Origin of the sequence: Clostridium sp. HBUAS56017 (genome assembly GCF_007115085.1) — a bacterium.
Lineage (GTDB): Bacteria > Bacillota > Clostridia > Clostridiales > Clostridiaceae > Clostridium > Clostridium cibarium.
Genome location: NZ_SULK01000001.1, coordinates 188,806 through 205,984, shown reverse-complemented (window position 1 = coordinate 205,984; position 17,179 = coordinate 188,806). Strand labels below are relative to the sequence as shown.

The window sequence follows — 17,179 nt, the reverse complement described above, 5'->3', positions numbered from 1 at the left end:
GTCTCTCCTTATATTAATTTGTATTTTTTTAAAGTATTTTTTAACATTTCTTTATTACTAGGATTCATGTCATAAAGAGGCAACCTTAATGGACCTACTTCTTTTCCCATCATGTTAAGAGCAATTTTTACGGGGATAGGATTTGTTTCTAAGAATAAAGCATTAGACAATTCAAGATTATCTAATTGAAAAGTTAAAGCTTCTTTGAGATTTCCTTCAAAATAAGCTTTAGTCATTTTATGGACATCATTTGGGATAACATTAGCTAGTACTGAGATTACCCCTTTGCCACCAAGGGACATAATAGGTATAATTTGATCATCATTACCAGAATAGATATCTATAGAATCCTTACAAAGTGCTTTCATATTAGCTATTTGACTTATATTACCACTAGCTTCCTTAATTGCTACTATATTAGAAAGCTTTGAGATCTCTAATAAGTTATTAGGAGTAATATTTAGACCTGTTCTACTAGGAACATTATAAAGAATTATTGGAATATTTACAGCGTTATTAATAGCTTCAAAATGTTTAAATAAACCAATAGAATTTGTTTTATTGTAATAAGGTGTTATTACCAGTAGAGCATCTACGCCTACGCTTTCAGCGTATTTACTCATTTCTATAGCAGCAAGTGTATTATTTGAACCTGTACCGGCTATTACTGGAATTCTCTTGTTTATAACTTCAACTGTAAATTTAATTGTTTCTCTTTTTTCTTCTAGTGTCATGGTAGTTGCTTCGCCTGTAGTTCCACAGATAATTATAGCATCTGTACCTTCTTCAACATGCCAGTTTAATAATTCTTTTAATTTTTTATAATCTACTCCATTTTCAGTAAAGGGAGTAATTATAGCTACACCAGAACCTTCAAATATTGACATTTAGAATCCTCCATTCTATTTGAGTTTTATATAATTAGTTTAGCCATGCATATAAAGCATGGTTTTCCTGTAATCTGTAAAGTTATTAGAATAGATATCTTAGCCTAATTTTATGTGTGAAATTGATGATGATTATACAACTTTAAGAGTATCAGGAAATATTTATTCTCTACGATTATAATATACATTATAATCTTTTGTGGTACTTAGTAAATTAAAAATATAAGCAATATGAAATTTCTAAGTTAAAGGTTCATATTTCATGTCATTATGTAAAATAACAGGAACCTTCTTTTATATATTATCAAATATTTTATATACATAATAAATATAGATAAATATAGTTTAAATATCAAGAGATAAGATGAATATTTTTTTGATGTGATTAATTTGTAGCATATATTGAAACGCTAATGGTAATAATAGACTTGTAAGGATAGAAGGAGGGGAAGAATGTGGGTAATACACCGCTAAAAAAGATTATTAAGGCAAAAATTAAAGGTAATAAGCAATTAACAAAAGAAGAAATGCTTAGAGAAAAAATCAAATATGAAATTGCAGAAGAACTTGGACTAAGAGATAAAGTAGATGCTCTAGGATGGAGTGGACTTACTGCAGAGGAAACAGGAAGAATAGGTGGGATAATGACTAGAAGAAAAAAAGAACTTCATATACCAACAAATAATGAAATCCTTGGCAGAAAATGAATTGACTAAAGTTAATATAAGCTTTAATATAATTTAGAGTAATTATTTAATAATGGGGGAAAGTTATGGCATATGAGGAATTTGCAAAAGTTTATGATCAATTGATAAATGAAGATGTGAATTATGATCACATTGCTGACAGGTTAAAAGATCTTATGGAAAAACATAATGTAAAACATGAAGATTATTTAGACTTGGCATGTGGTACAGGTAATGTAGCAATTAGAATGGCTAAAGAATTTAAAAATACCTATGCTGTAGATTTATCAGAAGATATGTTAAGAGAATCATATGATAAATTTAAAGAAAATAGGATTAAAGGTAAGATAATATGCCAAGATATGACAGAGTTATCCTTGAATCATAAATTTGATGTGATAAGTTGTGTTTTAGATTCAACTAATTACATAATAGATAGTGAAGATTTAGAAAAGTATTTTAAAGGTGTATACGATCATTTGAAAGATGATGGTGTTTTTTTCTTTGATATAAATTCATATTATAAATTAACTAATATTCTTGGTAATAACATTTATATATATAATGAAGAAAAAGTGTTTTATTCTTGGGAAAATGTTTTAGAAGATGATATAGTTAGTATGTTTTTAACCTTTTTTGTTAAGGATGGAGATTTATATGAGAAATTTGAAGAAGAGCATTTTGAAAGAGCATACAAAGAAGAATTTATAGAAGAAATACTTGAAAGATGTGAATTTAGAGTTTTAGGTAAATTTAATGGCTATTATGATGAAGCTGTCAGTGATGAGAGTGAAAGAGTTTTATATGTTGTAGGTAAGAAAGCGGAGGTATAATTATGAAAGACAAAATAGTAAGAGGAACAGCAAAAGATGGTATGATTAGAGTAATAGGGGGAATAACTACAGAACTAGTGAGTGATGGAACAAGTGTGCATGAGTGTACACCTTTAGCAGCTGCAGCACTTGGAAGAATGCTGACAGCAGGAGCATTAATAGGAACAACTTTGAAGTCTGAAAAAGAAGTAGTTACATTAAAAATCAATGGATCTGGAGAAGCTAAGGGAATAACAGTAACAGCTCATTCGGATGCTTCTGTTAAAGGTTTTATTGGAAATCCATTTATAGAGTTGCCTCTTAATAGTAAAGGAAAGTTAGATGTAGGGGGAGCAGTTGGAACAAAAGGTATATTATATGTAATAAAAGATTTAGGTCTTAAAGATCCGTATGTTGGACAAGTGCCAATTCAATCAGGTGAAATTGCAGAAGATCTTACTTACTATTTTACTGTTTCAGAACAAACACCATCAGCAGTTTCTTTAGGGGTATTAGTTGACAAAGATTTATCTATTAAAGCTGCTGGAGGGTTTATAATTCAGATGATGCCAGGTGCGGATCCGTTGCTTGCAGATATATTAATGTATAGGCTAGAAGAAATACCTTCAATAACTACAATGATTGATGAAGGAAAAACTATAGAAGAGATATTAGAATATGTTTTTGATGGAATGGATTTGAAACTTGAAGATGCAAATGAGCCCAAATATTTTTGTGATTGTTCAAGAGAGAGAATTGAAAAAGCATTAATTAGTATAGGGGAAAAAGACTTACAAGAAATTTATGATGATGGCAAAGAAGAAGAAGTAGTATGTCACTTTTGTAATAAAAAATACAAATTTACCAATTATGACATAGGAGATCTTTTGGAAAAAGCTAAAAAGTAAAATGGCAATAAGCAAATATACTAGAAAGACCATAGAGATTTTAATTTCTATGGTCTTTTTAGTATATATTAATTTTTTTATCAATAAATATGTAGTAAAATAGAGACATTAGACAATTATTTTACAAATAATGAAAAATACTGTAGAATACTGTTTAGAGATATGATGAAAAATGCAATAATTTTAATTTATAACTACATGGAAAAAGAAAAAGCCAATTCTTTAGTAAAATTTGACTGTAAATATAGTATTATGTATAATATACATATAGTAGTGTGGGGAGGTAATTTAATACTAATATGAAGGAAAGAGCAAAGAGAAATAGCATTCCGGAATTGATAAGCGAAAAGATAGTGGAGATAGTTGGACAAAATAGAGAGATAACCGAATTAGACAAAAAAAAGTTGGTTTACTATATATACGTACTATATGTAAATATAACGAAAATGGTTATCATACTTGCAATAGCTTGCTTATTAAATATCTTTAAAGAAGTATTTATTATATGGGCATTTTTTGCTATACAACGTAAGTTTGCATTTGGAATACATTCTTCAAATAGTATTAGTTGTACTATTGTATCGATTCTAATATTTATTGGAGGTGGATTGGTAAATAAATATTTTACCTTACCAATATATATAGTTTATCTAATTTATGCTATGGTCTTATTAGCTTATATTATTTATGCTCCAGCGGATACAGAATCAAGACCATTAGTTGGGAAGAAGCTAAGAAAAAAATTTAAAATTAAAACTATTGTAACTTTTACTTTTTTGTTTGCTTTAGTAATGATTTTAAATTCTCATCAAATTAAGACTCTATTTGCTATTTCTGCTTTAGCAGAGACAATTAGTATATTACCTATAACATATAAAGTTTTTAAGAGGAGGTACAATAATTATGAGTATTTTAAAAAAGGTAGGAAATAAGGTTGCAGAGGGTATGTATGATGCTGCAATGTCACAATTTGAAAAAAAGGCTGATAACATTGATTGTTTATTCTTTGTTTATTATGAGCCAGAATTTATGCAAGAATTAATACAAGAAGAAGAGTAGGCAAAGAATGGAACTCGCAAATTTTATAGTACACAAATGGATAGGTAGAATAAAATGATAATTCTAGGTGGGATAATAACTTTTATCACTGTAATTTTGTCAATAAAGGAATTAGGCTTAGTTAAGTTTTCAAAGAGAAAGTTATGGATTAAAATTTGTGTTTTAGGAGGAGTCAGCATTGCTATTGCATTAGAATTAAGTCGATTTTCAAATATAGTTCTATGGTTAGCGGTGCTACTTTTTTTAATATATGAAAGGAACAGCATTTTAATCAGTCTCGTATCAGAAGTTATTGCATTATTTATAATGTTTATTCTTGATTTGTTAGTTTCGCCAATTTTTATTGATATTATTGATGAAAAAGTTACAATGGGCAACAATAAACTTATTATTTCAAGAATAATAATTTTCTTGTTATCAATATTAACTAGTAAAGTAATCCGTAATGGGTTTAAGTTTTTAGAAAAGAAGCTTAAGAAATTTGGAATGACAAAGGAAATAATTCTTAAAAATAAGTTAATGGTTGCTTTTAGTTGCGCTATTGTTTTACTTATGTTTTCAGTAAATTGTTATATAATGAAAGAGACGAATGATAAAGTCGATTTTATTTATTTAGGAATTGTAATATCAATAAGTTATTGTATTGTTGGTATTATAATAACGTTTATTGGATATAAAAACATAAAAAGTGAAATAGCAGCTGAAACTCGAGAAAGGCAATTAAAAGATCTTACAGAATATAATGAAAATTTAGAGATGTTATATAATGATATGAGAAAGTTTAGACATGATTATATAAATATATTATCATCAATGGCAGCTTACATAGAAGAAGAAGATCTAAATGGATTAAAATGTTATTTTCGGGATAGAATTGTACCTTTAGGTACAGAAATAAACGAAAAAAATTCTAAAGTTGGATTGCTTCATAATATTATGATTAAAGAAATTAAAGGGGTAATTTTAACTAAAGTGATAAGAGCACAAGAGCTTGGGGTAAATGTAGATATAGATGTTGCTGAAAAAATAGAGAAAGTTAATTTTGATGTAATAGATTTAAGTATATGTATTGGAATTCTATTAGATAATGCAATTGAATCTGCAGTTGCATGCAATGATGGAAAAATAAAAATAGGATTTATTAATAGAAGTGGTTCTCTGATGATTGTTATAATTAATTCCTTTGAATGTAGTGTTCCACCAATACATAAACTTTATGAAAAAGGATTCTCTACTAAAGGGGAAAATAGAGGTATAGGGCTAAGTAATCTTAGAGAAATATTATCAAAATATTCACATGCTACTCTTGATACCATAATAGAGGAAGACGAGTTTAGACAAATTCTAGAGATATATTAGAAAGGTATGATAATGTTAAAGGTATATATAATTGAAGATGACATAGGCCAAAGAGAAAGGTTGACTAACTTTGTAGAAAAGACTATAGATGAGGATGGCTTAGATATGGAATTGGCGCTTAGTACAGATAAAGCCAAAGATTTGATTTGTAGTATTGAAGGAAAAGGTACTGTTGGGCTATATTTCATAGATATTGATTTAGGGGAAGATATTCATGGCTTAGAGCTAGCTCAAATTATAAGAAAACATGATAAAAATGGATTCATAATTTTTGTTACTACTCATAGCGAATTGAGTGTTTTAACATTCCAATATAAAATTGAAGCAATGGATTTTATAATAAAGGATGAAATTGATTCTATGCTAAATAAGGTAAAGGAATGTTTAGTTAAGGCTAATTCTATTAAAGAAGCTAATGATTTAGAGGATGATAGAATATTATCTATAGATATAGGAAAAAAGAAATTGTGCTTTGATAAAGAAAAAATAATATTTTTTGAACTCGATTCTAAAACTCAAAAAATTGTATTACATGGTGTAAATAGACAAATAGAGTTTAATGGGAGATTGAAAGATTTAGAGAGTAAAGCTGGGAAGAACTTCTTTATGGTTAATCGAAAGGTTTTAATTAATCTAAAATATGTAAAGGCTATGAGCAAGAGTAGAAAATATGTATTAATGAATAACGGTGAAAAATGTAAGATTGGATTTGGGCGAATGTCCAAATTATCAAAGATTATATAAAATGAAAGAAAGAGTTAAAGTGTTTATCACTTTAATTTTTTTGTTTTTTTAGTATAAAAAGTTAATATTTTTATTATGGAAAAAATATCTAGTAAAAAAATTCTATTTACACAAATAGTAGAATAAATTGTAAAATAGCATAAATAAAAAGTGAAAACGTATTCTAAGAATAAATATATTTTAACAAATCAATAATTTAATCTTGCAAATGAATATTAAAATAACTAATAGTAGTGTAAATAAAATGCGAGTTTATTTGACAAATCCATTTATCTATATATAATTGTTAATAAGGACATGTGTATCTATATTAAGGAATAAGGGAGAGATGAAGTTGTTAAGGTACATTTTTAAAAGACTTCTTACAGGAATAATTACTATATGGGCAGTTATTACTATAACATTTTTTCTTGTAAGATTAATGCCAGGGGGTCCATTTGATGGAGACAAAATAACGCCTGAAATAAAAGCAAACTTAGAGGCAAAGTATGGATTAGACAAGCCGGTGGGTGAGCAATATAAAATCTATATGTCAAATCTTTTAAAAGGAGATTTGGGTGAATCTATGAAGTTTGTTGGAAGGGACGTAAGTAAGACAATTAAAACAACATTCCCTAAATCTGCTAAACTTGGAGGAGTTGCAGTAGCATTAGCAGTAGTAGTAGGTGTAAGTTTAGGAGTTGTTTCGGCTTTAAAATCTGGTAAATGGCCAGATAGGCTATGTATGTTTTTAGCAACACTTGGTATAACAATTCCAAGCTTTGTTATGAGTGCACTGCTAATATATGTCTTAGCAAGCAAATTACATATTTTACCGACAACAGGGTTTACTAGTTGGAAACATTTGGTTATGCCGTCTATAGCACTAGCAGCTAGTGCGACGTCATTTATAACTAGATTAACTAGAAGTAAGTTAATTGATGTTTTAAAATCGGATTATATAAGAACAGCAAAGGCTAAAGGATTAAGTGGAAGGACTATTATTTTTAAACATGCTTTAAGAAATTCCTTGATTCCAGTTATTACATACCTTGGGCCATTAATAGCTGGGGTATTGACAGGAAGTTTCGTAGTAGAAAGCATATTCGCAATTCCAGGTCTTGGTAGCGAATTTGTATCCACAGTTACAAATAGAGATTATTCAGCATTACTAGGAGTATTAGTATTTTATAGTACATTAATAGTAGTATGTAACATTTTAGTTGATATTATGTATGTAATAGTAGATCCAAGAATAAAATTGGATAAGCCAGAAGTGTAAGGAAGGAAGACAAAAATGGAAAATTTAAATGATTTAGATAAAAGCTTGTTTACACCTTTAAGCGCTGAAGAAAAAAAGTTTGAACAAGTAGTAAGACCAAGTGTTGGATATTGGAAAGATGCTTGGAGAAGATTGAAAAGCAATAAAGTAGCGATAGTTTCGTTAATTGTAGTTATTTTATGTATTGTTGCTGCAATTAGCGTTCCACTTGTATCATCATTTACTTATGATGCAAATGATTTAACGAATACTAATGCTAATCCAGGGGGAGCACATATCTTTGGAACTGATGCATTAGGAAGAGACTTATTTGTTAGAGTAATGTATGGAGCGAGATATTCTTTAACAATTGGTGTGGCTGCGGCTATTATCAATCTTGTTATCGGTGTTTTTTATGGAGGAATTGCAGGTTTCATAGGTGGTAAGGTTGATAATGTAATGATGAGAATAGTTGATGTATTATATTCTATACCAACTATTATCTATGTAATATTGTTAATGGCATTCTTTACAAGCAAAGATGGTGGTAGCGGTATTGGAAATATAATTATTGCTCTTTCTATATCATATTGGGTAGGTATGGCTAGAATAGTTAGAGGTGATATACTTCAATTAAAAGAACAAGATTTCGTGCTAGCAGCAAAATCATTAGGTGCTTCTAAAGCAAGAATATTAGTTAGACACTTAATACCAAACTGCGTAAGCTCAATAATTGTTACAATGACATTATTAATTCCAGAAGCAATATTTACTGAGGCTTTTTTAAGTTTCTTAGGACTTGGAATAAATGCGCCTTTAGCTTCACTTGGTACTTTATGTAATGATGCTATGAAGGCAATATATGTACATCCATATCAATTATTCTTCCCAGCTGCTGCGATATGTATTATAATACTATCATTTAACTTACTAGGAGACGGGCTTACAGAAGCTTTAGATCCTAAGAATCAAAGATAGAGTAGGAGGAAAAATAAGTATGGACGAATTGTTAAAAGTAAAAGGACTTAAAACTTCCTTCGATACTCATATAGGGGAAGTAAAAGCAGTAAGAGGTACGAATATTTATTTAAATAAAGGGGAAGCTATTGGTATAGTTGGTGAATCAGGTTGTGGTAAATCAGTAAGTATGATGAGCATAATGAGATTGCTTGGAAGCAATGGTAAAATTGTTGATGGTGAGATCATATTCAATGGAAAAGATATAACTAAATTTACAGAAAAAGAAATGGAAACAATAAGAGGAAATAAGATAGGAATGATATTCCAAGATCCTATGACATCTCTTAATCCAGTTTTAACAATAGGTGATCAATTAACTGAATCTTTAATAAAACATAAAGGTGTTAGTAAAAAAGAAGCTCTAGATGAAGCTGTAAAGATGCTCTCATTAGTAGGAATTCCTAGCCCAGAAAAAAGAGTTAAACAATATCCTCATGAATTTTCAGGAGGTATGAGACAAAGAGTAATGATAGCCATGAGTTTGATTTGTAAACCTGAGCTAATAATAGCAGATGAGCCAACTACTGCTTTAGATGTTACAATCCAAGCACAAATCCTCGATTTAATGAAAGATTTAAAGAATAGATTAAATACAGCTATTATTTTAATTACGCACGATTTAGGTGTTGTGGCAGATTTATGTACTAGAATATATGTAATGTACGGTGGACTTGTTGTAGAAGAAGGAACAGATGAAGATATCTTCTATAGAGGAAAACATCCATATACATGGGGACTATTAAAATCTGTACCTAATCCTAAGAGTGATATGAAAGAAAAACTTATACCAATTGAGGGGCAACCACCAGATTTATTTAAACCTCCTGTAGGATGTCCGTTTGCAGATAGATGTGATCATACAATGAAAATATGTATGGAAAAACAGCCACCTCTATTTGAAATAGAAAAAGGACATAAAGCAGCTTGTTGGTTATGCCATGAAAATGCGCCAAAGGTAGAGTCAACATTGGGAGGAGATAAGTAATGGGAAATAAAGAGGTTGTTTTAGAAGTTAAAAATTTATGTAAATTTTTCCCTGCAAACAAGGGGTTGTTTAGTCAAAAAAGTTATGTAAAGGCTGTAGATGATGTATCATTTACAATAAATAAGGGTGAAACGTTAGGACTTGTTGGGGAATCAGGTTGCGGTAAGACTACTACAGGTAGGACAGTACTTAAACTTTATCAGCCAACTTCAGGAGAAATTATATTTAAAGGAAAAGATATTTCAAAACTTAGTGATAAAGAAATGGTTCCTTTAAGAAGGAATATGCAAATGATATTCCAAGATCCTTATGCATCTTTGAATCCAAGGATGACAGTAGGAGATATAATTGGAGAAGCAATAGATATTCACAAATTATACTCTGGGAAAGAGAGAGAAGATAGAATTAGATACTTACTTGATAAAGTAGGGCTAAATGGATCTCATATAAACAGGTATCCTCATGAATTTTCAGGCGGTCAAAGACAAAGAATTGGAATTGCAAGGGCACTTGCAGTTGAACCGGATTTAATAGTTTGTGATGAGCCTATATCGGCTTTAGATGTATCTATTCAAGCACAAGTTATAAATATGCTTGAGGAACTTCAAGAGGAACTTGGATTAACATACTTATTTATTGCGCACGATTTATCTATGGTAAAGCATATTTCTACTCATATAGGAGTTATGTATCTAGGTAAATTAGTTGAAAAGGGTACTAGTGATGATGTTTATACTAATCCTATGCATCCTTATACAAAAGCTTTATTATCAGCGGTTCCAATACCTGATCCTAAGGAAGCTAAAAATAGCAAAAGGATAATATTGGAAGGTGATATTCCTTCACCAATTGATCCACCAAAGGGGTGTAGATTCAAAGGAAGATGCAAATATGCAACTGAAATCTGTGGACAGGAAGATCCAGTGATGAGGGAAGTTAAAAAAGGTCATTTTGTAGCGTGTCATAATTTATAAGCTTATTATTTTGCATTAAGCAAATTATAATAAATCTATTAAGGGGGAACAAATATGCAAAAAAGTAAAATTAAAAAGCTTTGTGCTATAACTTTAGCATTAGCTTTAGGTGCGACAACATTAGTTGGTTGTGGAGGAAAGGATAGCGGAAAGGGCGCTAAACAAGAAATGGTTCATAACTTGGGAGCAGAAGTTGAAACAGTAGATCCAACATTAAATAAAGCAATTGATGGATCTATAGTAATAGCTAATGCTTTTGAAGGACTTTATAAAACTTATGATAGTGATAAGGCAGAGCCAGGAATAGCGAAGAGCTGTGATATTTCTTCAGATGGATTGACTTATACATTCCATTTAAGAGATGATGCTAAATGGTCTGATGGACAACAAGTTACTGCAAAGGATTTTGCTTATTCTTGGAAAAGAGCTTTAGATCCAAAAACAGCTGCGAATTATGCTTACCAATTGTATTATATAAAAGGTGGAGAAGCATATAACACTGGAAAAGGTTCAGCAGATGCATTAGGAATTAAAGTTGTTGATGATTTAACATTAGAAGTAAAATTAGAAAAACCAACAACTTACTTCTTAGAGTTAACTGCATTTGCAACTTATATGCCATTAAGAGAAGATGTAATCTCAGCTCATCCAAATGATTGGACTACAGATCCTTCTACTTATGTAACTGATGGGGCATTTAAGTTACAAGAATATAATATGAAAGATTCTTACGTATTTGTTAAAAATGACAATTACTATGATAAAGATAAGGTTAAGCTTAATAAGTTAACATTTAAGATGATAGTAGATGAAACTTCTGCTTATGCGTCATTAAAGAATGGAGAACTTACTTCAATAGATACTGTACCAGTAGCAGAAATAGAAAGTGGTAAACAATCTGGATTAGTTCAAATTTCTCCAAATTTAGGAACATACTTCTATTGTTTAAATGTTGGAAATAAAACTGAACAACTTAAGCCAGAAGTTAAGAAAGCTTTAGATAACAAAAATGTTAGAAAAGCACTTAATCTTGCTATAGATAGAGAAAAGATTGTTAAAGAAGTTGCTAAGGGTGGTCAAGAACCTGCTTATTCATTCGTACCTAAAGGTATAGAAATAGACGGTAAAGATTTTGCTGATAAAAAGTATTGGGATGAAACTAAGTTTGATGTTGAAGGAGCTAAGAAATTATTAGCTGATGCAGGATATCCAAATGGTGAAGGACTTCCTACTTTCCAATTAAAGTATAACACTGCTGAAGGTAATAAGTTAATAGCTGAAGCTGTTCAACAAATGTGGGCACAAATCGGTGTTAAAGTTAACTTACAAAATGAAGAATGGAAGGTATTCCAAAAATCAAGAGAAAATGGTAGTTATGAAATTGCTAGACATGGTTGGAGTGCTGACTATGCTGATCCAATGAGTTTCTTAGATATGTGGATGACTGGCGGAGGAAATAATGACGCTAAATTCGCAAATCCAAAATATGATGAATTAATCAAAAAAGCACAATTAGAAACTGATGCAAAAACTAGAGCTCAACATATGAGAGAAGCAGAAAATATATTAATGGAAGAAATGCCAATAGTTCCAATATACTATTATACTTTTGTAAAAGGAATTGATCCTAAGGTTAAGGATATGAGAGTATCACCTTTAGGTCAAGTATACTTTGTTAAAGCTTATATGGCTGAATAGTAATTTTAAATCTCGTAATAAGATTATTCTTGTTACGAGATTTTTTTTGTTTGTAGGGTATAATAAATTTAGAAATAAGCAGGATTTTATGGAGGTTATTATTATGAGTGGAAAGAAGCTTTATGAAGAGATTGAAGAGCATCTATTAAAGGATAAAAAACCATCTATATTCTTAAATGAATTGAAAGATAAAGGTATCTTGGATGAATACCCATTTAGTGAAATTAAGGGGCTAGAGAAAATTCAGCAGTCTCCTAAACATCACCCAGAGGGCAATGTATGGATACACACCATGATGGTTGTAGATGAAGGCGCTAAGGTTTTGGATGAAGTTAAGGATAAAAGATCATTTATGTGGTGTTTGCTACTACATGATTTAGGAAAACTTACTACTACAAAACTTCGTAAAGGAAGATGGATTTCTTATGATCATGATAAAGTTGGAGAGGAAGAGGGAAGAAAGTTTTTGAGTTATTTTATAGATGATGAAAAATTTATTGTAAAAACAATAAAACTAATAAGGTACCATATGCACCTCTTATATGTAATGGGCAAAATGCCATATTCAGACATTGAAGGTATGAAGAGATATACTGACTTAGATGACTTGTCCATGGTATTTTTAAGTGATAGATTAGGAAGAGGTGGCCTTTCAGATAAGGATAAAGAAGAAGTTAGAAATGAGATAAAGAAATTTAAAGAAAAATATGGAAAGATTCAGATGCTATAGGAATAATTATAGCATCTGAATCTTTTATATAAAAAAATTTAAAACACTTCTATTTGAGAACAATTTACATCTTAACCACGTAATATATATGGAAGTTAAAGAACCATAAGACTACCCCTATCAATTAATTTCCCTTTTTTTAGGCTAATAGGTTCGATATCGTATTTATATAAAAATTTGTATACTTCATCACCGTAATTGTAATTATTCAGTTCGCCAAATAGTCCAAGTTTATTTTCAGAGATCATGCCACCTATTCCTCCGATAAAACCGTAATTTAAAGGAGGTAAAAGAATATCTCCTTCAGGAATGAGTAAAACATCAATTTCTTCATCTTTCAAGGAGTTAAAAATACCTTTATCACTAGTTATAAACACATCATCTTTAATTGGTAATATTGAACACTTTGTATAACCTTGTTTAACATTGATTATCTTTTTAGTTAATTGACTTTCAAGTAGATTTTTATCAGTAAAATTTATGTTATGGATAAAATATTTTTCAGTTATTAGCGCATTTAAACCTATATCATTTGGATATAAGCTTCCAAGTGATTTTTCTGATAATATGTATTTTATGTTATTAGAAGATAAGGTAGTTAGAAAGCTTTTATTTATATTTTTTTGTATTATTACAGTCTTTTCTTCTTTATTTAGGATATTCAGTTGAATATCAACATGACCATCAATGGCATCATAAACTTCTATGCATTTAGGAATAATAATAGGTGTAAGCTTATGCTTGATAAGGTTATTTATTTCTTCACGAGTAATTCTATAATCTACAAAACAAAACATGAAACGCTCCTTAAATAATTCATTATAAGGATAAGTTACTATTAAAAATTAAAAAAATCAAGTAGACAAAAGCTGAAAAATAAATTCTGTATATAGCTGAAATTTTAATACATACTATTACTAGGAAGGGAGTGAAACCCATGCTTGTACAGGAATTAGCTTATTCAGGTGAATTAGATTTTGTTAAAGAGCTACAAGAGTTAAAGGATATTCTCAGAAAGAGAAATGTAGTTATTGGAGTAGTTGAAAGATTAGATGGGATAACTCATGTAGTTAAGGTGGTTTGTGATGATGAAGGTTATGATGAAAAGACCTGTAATAGAATAAATTTATATATAAGCAATATTCTATACAATATAGTTATTAAGAAATATAAAGAAAAAGAAATGTTTCAATTTTTAACAGACACTTATTTCTTTTTAAGACAAGAGGAAATATTAGAAGTTGAAGAAGAAATTATGAAAGTGCTTATTGGAGAGCAAGGACCAAGGGATGATATGTTTGTTTATTGCGCAAACAAAGTTAATTCTATAATTGAGAAGATTAAATATTGCATTGAAGAAAATAAGATGATTAATATAAATGGGTTTATTACCTTCAGGATGAGGGAACTTAGAGAAGATATCGAAGATATAATTGATAAAGTAGTAGAAAAATATATGGTAGAAAAGGAATATAAGGAATTTATTAAATTATTAAAGTACTTTGTAGACATTCAAGAAAGTAAAATACAAGAAGTAAATATAGAAATAAACTCTACTGGAGGATATAAAATTACTGATGAATATGGTAATGATATTTTTAGTTCTTTTTTAAGAGATTTATCAGAATGTAAATTAGGAATTGATGCTAGTGTTGAAGATATTGTTATTAGTGGATTAATCACTAATGCTCCAAATCATATCGTAATTCAGGGTAAAGAGGATTGTACAAATAAAGAATTTATTGATACAATTACTAATGTATTTGGAGATAGAGTAACGTTTAAAAAAGTTTATAATTAGATTTTTTAATAAAAATGTTGACATCACAGTTATTGGGTGATAGAATTAAATACGTTAAGAAGAAACGCCGTTTCTCACCTTGCAGCATCAATTGATAGCTAGCGTGGTTATTTATCGCGATGATTTTGTTGATAATATAGGACGGCAGTATACTGCCGTCTTTTTATTATATATAGAATATTGCTTTTATTTTTCGGAGGTGAAAACTATTAACAAAAATTATATAGTTAATGAGGATATAAGAGAAAAAGAAATAAGAGTTATAGCAGCTGACGGAAGTCAATTAGGTGTAATAGCTACTAAAGAAGCTCAAAATATGGCTGATGAAGCAGAGTTAGATTTAGTTATGATATCACCTGGAGCTAAGCCACCAGTTTGCAAGATTATGGATTTAGGAAAATTCATATATGAGCAATCTAAGAAGGAAAAGGAAGCTAAGAAAAAGCAAAAGGTTATCAGTATAAAGGAAGTAAGGGTAAGCCTTACAATTGAAGAACATGATATCGAAATTAAAGCTAAAAATGCAAGAAAGTTCTTATTAGATGGAGACAAAGTTAAGATCACTGTCAGATTTAGAGGAAGGGAAATGGAACTTGGTCATTTAGGACTAAAGATTCTAGAAAACTTCGCGAGCAAGCTTGAAGATGTATGTATTATCGAAAAGCCAGCTAAAAGAGAAGGAAGAAATATGACGATGGTTGTAGGCCCTAAAAAGGCATAAACTGAGAGGAGGAATTAAGCAATGCCAAAAATGAAAACTCATAGAGGTGCAGCAAAAAGATTCAAATTAACAGGTACAGGTAAATTAAAGAGAGCAAAGGCTTTCAGAAGCCATATCCTAACTAAGAAAAGTGCAAAGAGAAAGAGAAATCTTAGAAAAGCGGGATATGTTTCAACTACTCAAGAAAAAGCAATGAAGAAATTATTACCATATCTATAAGAATTGGTACAGGAGGTTTAAAGAATGGCAAGAGTAAAAAGAGCGGTTAATTCTCGTAAGAATCATAAAAAAGTTTTAAAGCTTGCAAAAGGATACTACGGTGGAAAGAGTAAGTTATTTAAAACAGCTAATGAATCAGTTATAAGAGCATTAAGAAATGCATATGTTGGAAGAAGATTAAAGAAGAGAGATTATAGAAGATTATGGATAGCTAGAATAAATGCTGCTACAAGAATGAATGGTCTTTCATATTCAAAGTTCATGAACGGAATGAAATTAGCTGGTGTTGACATCAACAGAAAGATGTTATCAGAAATAGCTATAAATGATCCAAAGGCATTTGCTGATTTAGTAGAAGTAGCTAAGAAAAACATAAACGCTTAATATATATAATAGAAATGCGACAAAGTGTCGCGTTTTTTTTTGCAAAAAATAATAGATATATAAGATAGAGCAGCTTTATTACATGAAAAGGATATGGACGATAGAATTGAACATAAATTAGTATTTTCAAGTATATTGAATTATCATCTGATTATAGTATTATAGAAGGTAAGATAGTTAATATAAAATAGTAGGGGTGTAAACTTTGATTTTCATAGAAAGTAAAGATAATACTTTGTACAAAGAAACAAAAAAACTTAAGGATAGAAAAGGCAGAAATAAAATTTCTAAATATATAATAGAAGGATTTAGGCTTATAGAAGAAGCATTTAAAGCAGGTGTTTCTGTAGATTATATATTCTTTAGCGGTGAAGTAGAAAAACTTAATGAATATCTTGGAAAATATATAAATAAGACGAAAATTTATGGATTAAGAGATGATTTATTAAGAGAGTTGTGTTCTACAGAAAAACCACAAGGAATTGTAGCAGTTGTTGGGATGAAGAAGCTAGATATAAGCTTTGAAGGAAGTTTTTATTTGTTATGTGATAAACTTCAGGATCCTGGTAATTTAGGAACTATAATTAGAACTGCTCATGCGGCCGGTGTGGATGGCGTTATATTAACAAAGGGGACTGTGGATGTTTATAATGATAAAACTATAAGATCTACCATGGGATCGTTATTTCATATTCCTATCATTAATGATGATGAAAATAATAGCATTACAAAAAAATTAATAGATAGAGGATTTTCACTAGTTTCTACTTCTTTGGAAGGAGATAAGGATTTCTTTAAAGAAGATTTAACTGGAAAGATTATTATTTCAGTTGGAAATGAAGGAAATGGTGTTAGTGAGGAGATATACAATCTTTCAGATAAAAAGGTTAAGGTACCTATGCCAGGAGGAGCAGAATCTTTAAATGTTGCTATAGCAACATCGGTTATATTA

Annotated in this window: 20 protein-coding genes and 1 other annotated feature; of the genes, 18 read left to right on the top strand and 2 right to left on the bottom strand. The window is 29.8% G+C overall.

Features of this window, described 5'->3' with window-relative positions:
• Window positions 1–8 precede the first annotated feature (8 nt).
• Window positions 9–887 (bottom strand): 4-hydroxy-tetrahydrodipicolinate synthase, encoded by an 879-nt coding sequence (gene dapA / locus FAY47_RS01225; RefSeq protein ID WP_143314578.1) that lies wholly within the window; start codon window positions 885–887, stop codon window positions 9–11.
• 455 nt (window positions 888–1,342) lie between these two features.
• Between dapA and FAY47_RS01220 the strand changes: the two genes are divergently transcribed.
• The 13 genes from FAY47_RS01220 (at window position 1,343) to FAY47_RS01165 (ending at window position 13,102) form a co-directional block, all read left to right on the top strand.
• On the top strand, window positions 1,343–1,594 hold the full coding sequence (locus tag FAY47_RS01220; protein ID WP_143314577.1) for a small, acid-soluble spore protein, alpha/beta type: 252 nt from the start codon (window positions 1,343–1,345) through the stop codon (window positions 1,592–1,594).
• 65 nt (window positions 1,595–1,659) lie between these two features.
• Entirely contained in the window at window positions 1,660–2,406 is a 747-nt protein-coding gene (locus tag FAY47_RS01215) for a class I SAM-dependent methyltransferase (RefSeq protein WP_143314576.1), read from the top strand.
• 2 nt (window positions 2,407–2,408) lie between these two features.
• Window positions 2,409–3,293, top strand: coding sequence for an Hsp33 family molecular chaperone HslO (gene hslO, locus FAY47_RS01210; RefSeq protein ID WP_143314575.1), 885 nt, complete (start codon window positions 2,409–2,411; stop codon window positions 3,291–3,293).
• Window positions 3,294–3,592: 299 nt separating this feature from the next.
• Window positions 3,593–4,225 carry an accessory gene regulator B family protein gene (locus tag FAY47_RS01205; protein ID WP_143314574.1) on the top strand — a complete coding sequence of 211 codons (633 nt, stop codon included), beginning with the start codon at window positions 3,593–3,595 and terminating at the stop codon, window positions 4,223–4,225.
• Window positions 4,197–4,352 (top strand): hypothetical protein, encoded by a 156-nt coding sequence (locus FAY47_RS20120; protein ID WP_185966680.1) that lies wholly within the window; start codon window positions 4,197–4,199, stop codon window positions 4,350–4,352. The genes FAY47_RS01205 and FAY47_RS20120 overlap by 29 nt, the downstream gene beginning before the upstream one ends.
• 96 nt (window positions 4,353–4,448) lie before the next feature.
• Window positions 4,449–5,711 carry a GHKL domain-containing protein gene (locus FAY47_RS01200; RefSeq protein WP_207706207.1) on the top strand — a complete coding sequence of 421 codons (1,263 nt, stop codon included), beginning with the start codon at window positions 4,449–4,451 and terminating at the stop codon, window positions 5,709–5,711.
• A 12-nt stretch (window positions 5,712–5,723) separates the two neighbouring features.
• Window positions 5,724–6,455 (top strand): LytTR family DNA-binding domain-containing protein, encoded by a 732-nt coding sequence (locus FAY47_RS01195; protein WP_185966679.1) that lies wholly within the window; start codon window positions 5,724–5,726, stop codon window positions 6,453–6,455.
• A 334-nt stretch (window positions 6,456–6,789) separates the two neighbouring features.
• Entirely contained in the window at window positions 6,790–7,716 is a 927-nt protein-coding gene (locus tag FAY47_RS01190; protein ID WP_143314571.1) for an ABC transporter permease, read from the top strand.
• Window positions 7,717–7,731: 15 nt separating this feature from the next.
• Window positions 7,732–8,673, top strand: a complete 942-nt coding sequence (locus FAY47_RS01185) for an ABC transporter permease (RefSeq protein WP_143314570.1) — start codon at window positions 7,732–7,734, stop codon at window positions 8,671–8,673.
• A gap of 19 nt (window positions 8,674–8,692) precedes the next feature.
• Window positions 8,693–9,700: an ABC transporter ATP-binding protein gene (locus tag FAY47_RS01180; RefSeq protein ID WP_143314569.1), complete on the top strand. Its 1,008-nt coding sequence runs from the start codon at window positions 8,693–8,695 to the stop codon at window positions 9,698–9,700.
• Window positions 9,700–10,674 carry a dipeptide ABC transporter ATP-binding protein gene (locus FAY47_RS01175; RefSeq protein WP_143314568.1) on the top strand — a complete coding sequence of 325 codons (975 nt, stop codon included), beginning with the start codon at window positions 9,700–9,702 and terminating at the stop codon, window positions 10,672–10,674. The genes FAY47_RS01180 and FAY47_RS01175 overlap by 1 nt, the downstream gene beginning before the upstream one ends.
• Before the next feature lie 54 nt (window positions 10,675–10,728).
• Entirely contained in the window at window positions 10,729–12,372 is a 1,644-nt protein-coding gene (locus FAY47_RS01170; RefSeq protein ID WP_143314567.1) for a peptide ABC transporter substrate-binding protein, read from the top strand.
• 103 nt (window positions 12,373–12,475) lie between these two features.
• Window positions 12,476–13,102 carry an HD domain-containing protein gene (locus FAY47_RS01165; RefSeq protein ID WP_143314566.1) on the top strand — a complete coding sequence of 209 codons (627 nt, stop codon included), beginning with the start codon at window positions 12,476–12,478 and terminating at the stop codon, window positions 13,100–13,102.
• A gap of 95 nt (window positions 13,103–13,197) precedes the next feature.
• Here the strand turns inward: FAY47_RS01165 and FAY47_RS01160 are convergent, their stop codons facing one another.
• The gene (locus FAY47_RS01160) at window positions 13,198–13,899 is read right to left on the bottom strand and encodes a DUF6873 family GME fold protein (protein ID WP_143314565.1); all 702 of its coding nucleotides are present in this window, start codon (window positions 13,897–13,899) and stop codon (window positions 13,198–13,200) included.
• Window positions 13,900–14,039: 140 nt separating this feature from the next.
• Between FAY47_RS01160 and ytxC the strand changes: the two genes are divergently transcribed.
• The 5 genes from ytxC to FAY47_RS01135 all read left to right on the top strand — a co-directional run.
• On the top strand, window positions 14,040–14,903 hold the full coding sequence (gene ytxC, locus FAY47_RS01155) for a putative sporulation protein YtxC (protein ID WP_143314564.1): 864 nt from the start codon (window positions 14,040–14,042) through the stop codon (window positions 14,901–14,903).
• Window positions 14,904–14,953: 50 nt separating this feature from the next.
• Window positions 14,954–15,076 (top strand) — a sequence feature (ribosomal protein L20 leader region).
• A 26-nt stretch (window positions 15,077–15,102) separates the two neighbouring features.
• The gene (gene infC / locus FAY47_RS01150) at window positions 15,103–15,624 is read left to right on the top strand and encodes a translation initiation factor IF-3 (protein WP_143314563.1); all 522 of its coding nucleotides are present in this window, start codon (window positions 15,103–15,105) and stop codon (window positions 15,622–15,624) included.
• A gap of 21 nt (window positions 15,625–15,645) precedes the next feature.
• On the top strand, window positions 15,646–15,843 hold the full coding sequence (rpmI, locus tag FAY47_RS01145) for a 50S ribosomal protein L35 (protein ID WP_143314562.1): 198 nt from the start codon (window positions 15,646–15,648) through the stop codon (window positions 15,841–15,843).
• A gap of 24 nt (window positions 15,844–15,867) precedes the next feature.
• On the top strand, window positions 15,868–16,227 hold the full coding sequence (gene rplT, locus FAY47_RS01140; RefSeq protein ID WP_143314561.1) for a 50S ribosomal protein L20: 360 nt from the start codon (window positions 15,868–15,870) through the stop codon (window positions 16,225–16,227).
• A 205-nt stretch (window positions 16,228–16,432) separates the two neighbouring features.
• Window positions 16,433–17,179: RNA methyltransferase (locus FAY47_RS01135; RefSeq protein WP_143314764.1), on the top strand; the 747-nt coding region annotated here is incomplete at its 3' end.

Excerpts from the sequence above, each read along its gene's own strand:
- dapA (WP_143314578.1), bottom strand. The coding sequence starts at position 887 with ATGTCAATATTTGAAGGTTCTGGTGTAGCTATAATTACTCCCTTTACT.
- FAY47_RS01215 (WP_143314576.1), top strand. The coding sequence starts at position 1,660 with ATGGCATATGAGGAATTTGCAAAAGTTTATGATCAATTGATAAATGAA.
- hslO (WP_143314575.1), top strand. The coding sequence starts at position 2,409 with ATGAAAGACAAAATAGTAAGAGGAACAGCAAAAGATGGTATGATTAGA.
- FAY47_RS01205 (WP_143314574.1), top strand. The coding sequence starts at position 3,593 with ATGAAGGAAAGAGCAAAGAGAAATAGCATTCCGGAATTGATAAGCGAA.
- FAY47_RS20120 (WP_185966680.1), top strand. The coding sequence starts at position 4,197 with ATGAGTATTTTAAAAAAGGTAGGAAATAAGGTTGCAGAGGGTATGTAT.
- FAY47_RS01195 (WP_185966679.1), top strand. The coding sequence starts at position 5,724 with ATGTTAAAGGTATATATAATTGAAGATGACATAGGCCAAAGAGAAAGG.
- FAY47_RS01185 (WP_143314570.1), top strand. The coding sequence starts at position 7,732 with ATGGAAAATTTAAATGATTTAGATAAAAGCTTGTTTACACCTTTAAGC.
- FAY47_RS01180 (WP_143314569.1), top strand. The coding sequence starts at position 8,693 with ATGGACGAATTGTTAAAAGTAAAAGGACTTAAAACTTCCTTCGATACT.
- FAY47_RS01175 (WP_143314568.1), top strand. The coding sequence starts at position 9,700 with ATGGGAAATAAAGAGGTTGTTTTAGAAGTTAAAAATTTATGTAAATTT.
- FAY47_RS01170 (WP_143314567.1), top strand. The coding sequence starts at position 10,729 with ATGCAAAAAAGTAAAATTAAAAAGCTTTGTGCTATAACTTTAGCATTA.
- FAY47_RS01165 (WP_143314566.1), top strand. The coding sequence starts at position 12,476 with ATGAGTGGAAAGAAGCTTTATGAAGAGATTGAAGAGCATCTATTAAAG.
- FAY47_RS01160 (WP_143314565.1), bottom strand. The coding sequence starts at position 13,899 with ATGTTTTGTTTTGTAGATTATAGAATTACTCGTGAAGAAATAAATAAC.
- ytxC (WP_143314564.1), top strand. The coding sequence starts at position 14,040 with ATGCTTGTACAGGAATTAGCTTATTCAGGTGAATTAGATTTTGTTAAA.
- rpmI (WP_143314562.1), top strand. The coding sequence starts at position 15,646 with ATGCCAAAAATGAAAACTCATAGAGGTGCAGCAAAAAGATTCAAATTA.
- rplT (WP_143314561.1), top strand. The coding sequence starts at position 15,868 with ATGGCAAGAGTAAAAAGAGCGGTTAATTCTCGTAAGAATCATAAAAAA.